General features: G+C 32.8%; 9 protein-coding genes. 5 read left to right on the top strand and 4 right to left on the bottom strand.

Translation table 11 applies throughout. The annotated features are described in order from the left end of the window. The 3 genes from AB8B65_RS12130 to AB8B65_RS12140 all read left to right on the top strand — a co-directional run. On the top strand, positions 1-812 hold an 812-nt coding region (locus tag AB8B65_RS12130), incomplete at its 5' end, for an alpha/beta hydrolase family protein (RefSeq protein ID WP_405301299.1). 172 nt (positions 813-984) lie between these two features. Continuing rightward, on the top strand, positions 985-2865 hold the full coding sequence (gene htpG, locus AB8B65_RS12135; RefSeq protein ID WP_405301300.1) for a molecular chaperone HtpG: 1881 nt from the start codon (positions 985-987) through the stop codon (positions 2863-2865). Positions 2866-2986: 121 nt separating this feature from the next. Continuing rightward, positions 2987-4642 (top strand): serine hydrolase, encoded by a 1656-nt coding sequence (locus AB8B65_RS12140; RefSeq protein ID WP_405301301.1) that lies wholly within the window; start codon positions 2987-2989, stop codon positions 4640-4642. 144 nt (positions 4643-4786) lie between these two features. Here the strand turns inward: AB8B65_RS12140 and AB8B65_RS12145 are convergent, their stop codons facing one another. Beyond that, positions 4787-5035: a hypothetical protein gene (locus AB8B65_RS12145; protein ID WP_405301302.1), complete on the bottom strand. Its 249-nt coding sequence runs from the start codon at positions 5033-5035 to the stop codon at positions 4787-4789. 163 nt (positions 5036-5198) lie between these two features. On the opposite strand from AB8B65_RS12145, the gene AB8B65_RS12150 reads away from it, so the two are divergent. Next, complete coding sequence (locus AB8B65_RS12150; protein WP_405301303.1) at positions 5199-6086, top strand: RluA family pseudouridine synthase; 888 nt, start codon at positions 5199-5201, stop codon at positions 6084-6086. Between the two features lie 78 nt (positions 6087-6164). Here the strand turns inward: AB8B65_RS12150 and AB8B65_RS12155 are convergent, their stop codons facing one another. The 3 genes from AB8B65_RS12155 to AB8B65_RS12165 form a co-directional block, all read right to left on the bottom strand. Continuing rightward, positions 6165-6314: a hypothetical protein gene (locus AB8B65_RS12155; RefSeq protein WP_405301304.1), complete on the bottom strand. Its 150-nt coding sequence runs from the start codon at positions 6312-6314 to the stop codon at positions 6165-6167. A gap of 410 nt (positions 6315-6724) precedes the next feature. After that, entirely contained in the window at positions 6725-6922 is a 198-nt protein-coding gene (locus AB8B65_RS12160; RefSeq protein WP_405301305.1) for a hypothetical protein, read from the bottom strand. 233 nt (positions 6923-7155) lie between these two features. Continuing rightward, complete coding sequence (locus AB8B65_RS12165) at positions 7156-7830, bottom strand: M15 family metallopeptidase (RefSeq protein ID WP_405301306.1); 675 nt, start codon at positions 7828-7830, stop codon at positions 7156-7158. Positions 7831-7872: 42 nt separating this feature from the next. Here AB8B65_RS12165 and AB8B65_RS12170 point away from each other — a divergent pair, with 42 nt between their 5' ends. Continuing rightward, the gene (locus AB8B65_RS12170; protein WP_405301307.1) at positions 7873-9066 is read left to right on the top strand and encodes a tetratricopeptide repeat protein; all 1194 of its coding nucleotides are present in this window, start codon (positions 7873-7875) and stop codon (positions 9064-9066) included. Positions 9067-9076: the final 10 nt, after the last annotated feature.

Genomic DNA, 9076 nt, shown 5'->3' on the forward strand with positions numbered 1-9076 from the left:
TAATCACCTATAAACGTGATGACGGATTGGATCTTTCTGGAACGTTATACTTACCTACAAATTTTGAAGAAGGAAAAAAATATCCAATGATTCTTTGGGCATATCCTAGAGAATATAAAGACAAGAAAAATGCTAGTCAAGTAACTGCTAACGCAGATAAATTCACGTATCCGTATTATGGCTCACCTGTGTATTGGGTAACCAGAGGTTATGTGGTTTTAGATGATGCTTCTTTCCCAATTGTAGGTGAAGGAAACGAAGAACCGAATGATACATTTATCAAACAATTGGTAGCCAATGGAAAAGCGGCCATTGATGCTGTTGATAAGTTAGGATATATTGACCGAACAAAAGTTGCCGTTGGCGGACATTCGTATGGCGCTTTTATGACCGCAAACTTATTAACACATTCCAATTTATTTGCCGCAGGAATTGCTCGAAGTGGCGCATATAATAGAACTTTAACTCCGTACGGATTTCAAAGTGAAGAGCGTAATTACTGGGAAGCTCCAGAAGTGTATTACAACATGTCTCCTTTTATGCATGCTGATAAAATGAAAACACCATTATTACTAATTCATGGGGAAGCAGACAACAACTCAGGAACCTATCCTTTACAAAGTGAGCGTTATTTTAATGCCTTAAAAGGTATGGGCGCACCTGTACGTTTGGTCATGCTACCGAAAGAAAGTCATGGATATCGCTCTAAAGAATCAATTATGCATTTATTGTGGGAACAAGATCGTTGGCTTGAAATGCATGTGAAAAATAAAGAATTAGATCAAGATCATAAAACGCAACGTAAAAAGTAAATACATATTTATTTCAAATACTGAACTCCGCTTTTTGGCGGAGTTTTTCTTTTATACCCTTTTTGACAGAAATTATGTCATCTTGTCACTTGTGCAAAGTTGGTATTTTTTTTGGGAAGTAGTATTCGTAATAAAGCATGAAAAAATAATAATAAACTAATACTATATAAAAATGGCAACAGGAAATATTAATGTATCTGTAGAAAATATTTTCCCTTTAATTAAGAAGTTCTTATACAGCGATCACGAAATCTTTTTAAGAGAACTTATTTCAAATGCAACGGATGCGACTTTAAAACTAAAGCACTTAACAAACATTGGTGAAGTAAGTGTAGAGTACGGAAATCCAGTCATTGAAATTAAAGTAGATAAAGAAGGAAAGAAATTGCACATTATCGATCAAGGAATCGGAATGTCCGCAGAGGAAATTCAAAAATATATCAACGAAGTGGCTTTTTCTGGAGCCGAAGAATTCTTAGAAAAGTATAAAGATTCTGCCAAAGATTCAGGAATTATAGGACATTTTGGTCTTGGTTTCTACTCTGCCTTTATGGTTGCAGAAAAAGTAGAAATCATTTCTAAAAGTCACGGTGATGCAAAAGCAGCACATTGGACATGTGATGGTTCTCCAGAATATACAATGGAAGCACATGACAAGACCGAAAGAGGAACTGAAATTATTTTACATATTGCAGAAGATTCTACCGAATTCTTAGAAGATTCAAGAATCACAGAATTATTAGTAAAGTATAATAAGTTCATGCCGATTCCGATCAAATTTGGAACAAAAGAAGAAACGTTACCACTTCCAGAAGATGCAGAAGAAGGCGCAGAAGCAGAAAAAATTACCGTTGATAATATCATCAACAATCCAAATCCGGCTTGGACAAAACAACCGGCAGATTTAGAAGACGCTGATTATAAAAGTTTTTACCGCGAATTATATCCTTCACAATTTGAAGAACCATTATTCAACATTCACTTAAATGTAGATTATCCGTTTAACCTAACAGGAATTTTATATTTCCCGAAGCTTGGAAACGATATGAATATGCAAAAGGATAAAATTCAATTGTATCAAAACCAAGTTTTTGTAACGGACAATGTAGAAGGAATTGTTCCTGAGTTTTTAACAATGCTTAAAGGTGTTATTGATTCTCCAGACATTCCATTAAACGTATCGCGTTCATACTTACAAGCTGATGGAAACGTGAAGAAAATTTCTTCATACATCACACGTAAAGTGGCAGATAAATTAAGCTCTTTATTTAAAAATAGCAGAGAAGATTTTGAAGCAAAATGGGATGATATTAAGATTGTGATTGAATACGGAATGCTTTCAGAAGAAAAATTCTTTGACAAAGCTGATAAATTCGCATTGTATCCTTCTGTAGATGGAAACTATTACACGTATGAAGAATTACACGAAAAAATAAAAGATACGCAAACGGACAAAGATGATAAGACTATCATTTTATACGCTTCTAACAAAGATCAACAACACAGCTACATTCAAGCTGCAAAAGACAAAGGATACGAAGTATTATTGTTAGATTCTCCAATTGTTTCACACTTAATTCAAAAGTTAGAAACTTCAAAAGAGAATATTTCATTTGCCCGTGTTGATGCAGATCATATTGACAACATCATCAAAAAAGACGAAGAAAAAATCTCGAAACTTTCTGATGAAGAAACAGCATCATTAAAAACAACATTGACAGAAATTGTGCCTGCTGACAAATATACTGTTCAGTTAGAAGCAATGGATTCTAACGCTTCACCATTTATGATTACGCAACCAGAATTCATGCGTCGTATGAAGGAAATGCAACAATCTGGCGGTGGCGGAATGTTTGGAAATTTCCCAGAAATGTACAACTTAGTCGTAAACACAAATCACGAATTGGTTGGACAAATTCTGAACACAAAAACAAGAAAGAAACAAGAACGTTTAATCAAGCAATCACTCGATTTAGCACGTTTATCTCAAAACTTATTAACGGGAGAAGAATTGACACAATTCATCAAACGTAGTTATGATATGATTAAGTAGATTAAAAAAATCTTATTTTAAAGCCTCTTCACCTGAAGAGGCTTTTTTTTTGTAACTATTTTCGAGTAGCATCGTCATACTACTTTACCATTCAATCAAAAACAATAAAAACGAACACCAGATGAAAAAAACAATCATTCTCAACCTATTCTTTTTAGGGCTTTTTATAGCAACTCCGTCTATACAACATGCACAAAGTATGGAAACTCAGATTGATCAACTCATGAACGATCAATACCAAAAAGATAATTTTGGCGCTACGATTTTAGTTTCAAAAGAAGGGAAAGTGATCTTCCGAAAAGCATACGGAAAAGCAAATGCAGAACTAGATATTGATGTAATTCCTGAAAGTGTTTTTGAAATTGGTTCGATTACCAAACAATTTACCGCAGTCGGAATTTTAATGTTACTCGAAGAAGGAAAGCTTTCACTAGATGATGAAATCACGAAGTTCATTCCCGATTATCCAACACAAGACACAAAAATTACCATTCATCACTTATTAACACATACATCCGGAATTAAAAGTTACACCTCAATTCCTTCGTTAAGAGACTTTGCTAGAAAAGATCTTTCGGTTACAGAATTAATTGACGCGTTTAAAAATGAACCGATGGATTTTAAACCGAATGAAGAATTTCGTTATAACAATTCGGGCTACGTTCTTTTAGGTTACATCATTGAAAAAATAAGCGGTGTTTCTTATGAAGAATTCATTCAAAAGCGAATTTTCGATAAATTAAAAATGACTACTTCGTACTACGGAAGTAAATCAAAAATCATCAAAAACAGAGCGTATGGCTACCAAGAACGTGAAAACGAATTTAAAAATGCAGATTATATTAGCATGACAATTCCGTACGCAGCAGGTTCAATTATGTCTACAGTAGATGATTTATTGAAGTGGAATACTGCTATTCGCAATCACAAATTAATTTCTAAAGAAAGTACGCAAAAAGCATTTACAAATTATAAAATAAACAACGGAAACAATATCAATTACGGATATGGTTGGTTTACGAATAGAATTAAAGATGTTCCTGTAATTGAGCATGGTGGCGGAATTTTTGGTTATACAACGCAAGGAATTTATGTACCAAGCGAAAACGCATATATTATTATTTTGACTAATTGTGATTGTATAACTCCGACAGATATTGCGTATAAAATAGCCGCTATTACTATTGGAAAACCGTATGCAAAAGTTTCTGATGCTATTAAACTCAGTAAAGAAAAATTACAAAAATGGGTTGGCGCCTATAAATTTGATGATGGTACTACCCGATTTATCACACTGAAAGGCAAACAATTATACAGTAAACGACTTAATAGCAATGGTACATTTAAAATTTACCCAACATCTGAAAAAAGTTTTTTCTTTGACGATAGTTTTGCTGAATATATCTTTTCTGATGACACAAAAAAGCAAGCCATTTTCAGAGATAACAGCATAGTATCAACAGGTTTTTGGAGTGATGAAAAAATGCCTGAACCTAAAAAGGAAATGAAGCTTTCGCCAGAAGTACTAAAACAATATGTAGGAACGTATCAATTGGCACCAAATTTACAAGTAGAAGTTACGGTTGAAGGTGATAAACTTTTTGCACAACCTACCAATCAATCGAAAGTAGAATTATTTGCAGAAGCGGAACATAAATTCTTTTTAAAAGTAGTGGTTGCTACGATTACTTTTGAAATGGATGAAACCACAAAATTACCTGTTAGTTTAACTTTAGATCAAGGAGGCAATCAAATGAACGCGAAAAAAATTAACTAAAAATCAAGAAATATTTCATATAAAAAAACACGAATTTAGTAATTACTAGAGTCGTGTTTTTTTATAAATTCGATCATATCTTATACTTTTCAGCAGCATCAGCAATAATTCGCTGCCTGAAAAATTGATTCTCTTCTAAATAATTTATTTTCTACGATTCGGACGTGTTGATGAATTGCTAGTATATCGTATTCTTTTAATTCCCATCGTATCTACTACGACTACAACCTCATCATCAGCATTGGTTTCATTAGTTGGTGTTTGTGCTGGATATATCTGTTGTGCAGATGCTCTTGTGCTAGTTTCATCAGAGGTAATGTCGTCTGAGGTACAAGCGGTTGCGAATAAAACAAGTACACATACGAAACTAAATATACGCTTCTTTATTTTCATGGCTGACCGTTTAAGTTTTGTTAAATATAACACATAATCTATTAACCTTACAACTTTATTATGCACAATACGTTTTTATAACTATTAAAAGACGCATCATTAATACAGCGAAGAAACATTCATTTGTGATGATCAATTTCCTATTTTTACAAAAATATTTTTTTTGAAACTTCTCGAAACACATATTGTCCCTAAGTTACACGCACCTGTGCGAATGCAAGAATATGATGTGGCAAATTTTGATTGTATTGCAACAAAGAGTACGTTAAAAAAAAGTATCAAAAAGCAATTAGTGACTGTTAATGAAAAAACGGCAACGACAGGAATGTATGTTTCCGAAAATGATATCATTAAAATTTATGCGGAAGCTACGATTGTCAAAAAAATATTCAAACTAGAAATTCCTGTTATTTTCGAAGATGATTGTATTGCTATCATCAACAAACCTGCTGGCTTTCCCACGAATGGAAACTATTTTAAAACGATTGAAAATGCTTTACCTAACAATCTAAAACCTTCCGCTGCAATTGACGTACTCAATTATCCCAAACCAGTACATCGCTTGGATAATCCTACGAGTGGAATTTTAATTATTGCAAAGACAAAAAGTGCACAAAGAGATTTATATCGTCAATTTGAATCACAACAAATTACAAAGGAATATCAGGCAATTGTTATAGGAAAAACGACTGACGAAGGTGAGATCCATTCCGCTGTAGCTGAAAAAAAAGCATACACCAAGTACAAAACGTTACAGACAGTTTCTTCGCTACAAAATGGGCACTTATCCTTAGTACACTTATTTCCTTCAACGGGAAGAACGCATCAATTGCGAATTCACTTGGCAAGTATACAGCATCCAATTGTTGGCGATCCATTGTACGGAAAAGCAGAAGAAAATTATAAAAAAGGACTGTTTTTATGTGCGACTTCCATTCAGTTTACACATCCTGAAACGAAAGAAAAAATATCCTTCAGCATCAATCCGCCTAATAAATATGCGAACTTTTTAGCACGTGAAGAAAGACGCTTTTTGAAGTTTCGAGATTAGATTCACTTGATTGTCAAATTTTTGCATAAAAAAAGCGAACTCGAAAGTCCGCTTGTATATTTATCTTTTTTAAAACAGTTATGATGAAATATATTGTGTCATTTTCTGCATTAGCTTATCAGCACTTTTTGCTTTATTGATGGTCACTTCTGCAGTAATAGAATGTATTTCTCCACCTAAAATTTGTTGTGTATTTTTAATTTCGAATGTTCTGAACTTGTTGATCATATTATATATATTTAAAATAATTACTAAGATACAAAAAAACGAACGCTAAAGCTCGCTTTTAATATTAAGGTGTTGGTGCGGTTTTACACATCCATCCACATCCGGTAAAATAAACCCAAGGACTTATACAGTTTACATCTGTCGTTGGCGCATCATAACAAGGTGGACGAAAGCCTCCGTGAATACTGCTTTGTTCATTTTTCTTTATTACGTGTATTCCTTTGTACTTTAAAATATTTTCTAACATTTTTGCTTGATTAAAAATTAATATCAATGTAAGTTACTGAAATCAAATCATCAATGTTTACGGAAAAACCTTACTTAACATTTGAAATAAGCAAAAAAAAAAGCGAACTCGAAAGTTCGCTTGTCTATTATAATTGATTTTTTTGGATTTTGGATTTTACATTTTAGATATAACTTCCATCACACAAATAGCCTGTTGTTCCGTGCGAACCAAAACGTTGGCACCAACCTGCGGTATTACAGCAATTTCCTGGGCCACAATTTCCGTTAATACCACACTGTCGTTTTCCTCCATTTATAGTATTTTGTTCTTCTTTTTTTAATTCGCGAACACCTTCAAAATTTAAAATGTTTTGTAACATATTGTTTCTATTTTTAAGATTAGTAGAATTTCAAATTACTAAATACAAACAATAAACGGGTACGGTATCACCGTAATTAACAGCTTATGAACACATTATAGAATTATATATTCGGTAGCACCTGCGCCGCCTGTAATTGTTGCTACATTTTCGATTTTGAATTCTTGAAGTTTGTCTAACATAATTTTTGATTTTAATTGAACAATAATTTTAGATGAAGTTACAAAAAAAAATTAGTGTACTGGAAAATCAAAGTATTGATTTCGATACGGTTCGCCACGCAATGTAAAATGCCACCACTCTTGTGGATAGTTTCTAAAACCGTTTTGTAACATGGCTTCTTGCAATAGTTTTCGATTGTGCAATTGTTCTTTTGTCAAATTTTGATACGCAACCCAAGATATTTTACCAAAAAAATCATACGAACTTCCCATATCCAATTCTTTTTTGGTGTCTAAATGAATTAGTGTAATATCAACTGTACTTCCGCTACTATGACGTGATTTTGTGGCAATGTATTCCAATCTGAATAAATCTTTTTTTGCTACATTTGGATAATATTCTTGCTTCATCAATGTATCACTTAAATTTCTTGCCCAACGACGAAAATGATCTACAGCGCGTTGTGGTCGGTATGCATCAAACACTTTAATTCCTAAGTTTTGCTTTTTGAGCACTTTTTGTACTTTTTGAAGGGCCAACGTTGCAGGCAAAGACAAGATACACTTTTCCGCTTCATAGCCATCTATATGTGTTCCCACAAAATTATCAGAACAAAAATAGCGCAACTCTACAGTAATACCTGGAATATAATCTGTAACGTACACAAAGTCTTTAGGAAGTTGTGATGAAGACTGAATTGCAAGCGCACTTACAAGAATTAATAGTATATTTATTGACTTTAACATAGTAATATTTCAACGAATTACAAACATACACATTAATCCTACATGAACGATCCTAACGAACAGAGTACAAAGCGTTTTTTGAAAAATTTAGCGATGATTATTGGTGTTGGAATTGTTTTTATTAGCATTATTTATTTTGGGAAAAAATATAAGGATTCGCAAAAAATAGCTGAAACTACTGAATTTTTTAATCAATTTTCTGATGAAACTTATGTTGAATTTGCACAAAAATTAGAACAATCTATTCACGACAACAACCCTGAACTATTTGATAATACTGTGGATGTTGCTTCTTTATTTGGTTTTTCAAATCGTGAATTGGTAGAAAGTTTTAAGAAAAGACAAGTAGTGGATTTTTTAAAACCACAACTAAAAATTGGGACTTCTATACATAACCAATTAATTAACCCAAACTATTTTAAATATACCAAATTTTATAAAAAAGAGGGCGTTCCACATATTGTGTTTAGACTTTATAGTTTGGATTTTATCAACTTTATGGATTTTACACTTGGTATCAAAAAAGATAACATCGTAGTCACAGACATCTATAGTTTCTATACAGGAAACTTATTCTCTGAAATGGCTTCAGAAGTGTATTATAAAACTGTGAAAAGAAATTCATTATCTCACTATGAGATGCAAGCATACCAAAAAGCAAAAAATTATTTACAATTGGGGAATTACGAAGAAGCATACAATCTGCTCGTTTCTATTCCTGTCAACAAAAGAAATCCACGCCACTATGAGTTTTTATTGCTAGCTGTTTCAAATTATAGTGAAGACAAGTTACAGGAGGTCATTACAGAAATGAAAACGCTAAAACCTGATGATGCCCGGATGCATGCGTATTTGAATTTTCAAGAAAGTTTTATGCAAGCTACTCCAAATCTAGACAAACTAAATACTGCTATTGACAATTTAGTGGATTATGTAGGCGAAGATCCTATTTTTGATTTTTACAGAGGGTTAATCTATGATTTAGAGACTGATTTTGAAAAAGCAGTGCCTTTTTTTGATCGATTAATCACAGAAATTCCAGATTTTTTTGAAGGGTATTATTACAAACTTTATGGTTTATTGCTTCAAAATGAAATAGATGAAGCGCTTAGTTTGACAACAAAAATGACAGAAAGTTTTACGGTAAATGAAGAAGACCTTTCATTTGACCTCCAAGAATTCCCAGCATTTATCAATTCTGAAGCCTATAAAAATATTTTCAAAAATGCAGAATAAACAAGGATTT

This window comes from Kordia sp. (assembly GCF_045105435.1).
Classification (GTDB): Bacteria; Bacteroidota; Bacteroidia; order Flavobacteriales; family Flavobacteriaceae; genus Kordia.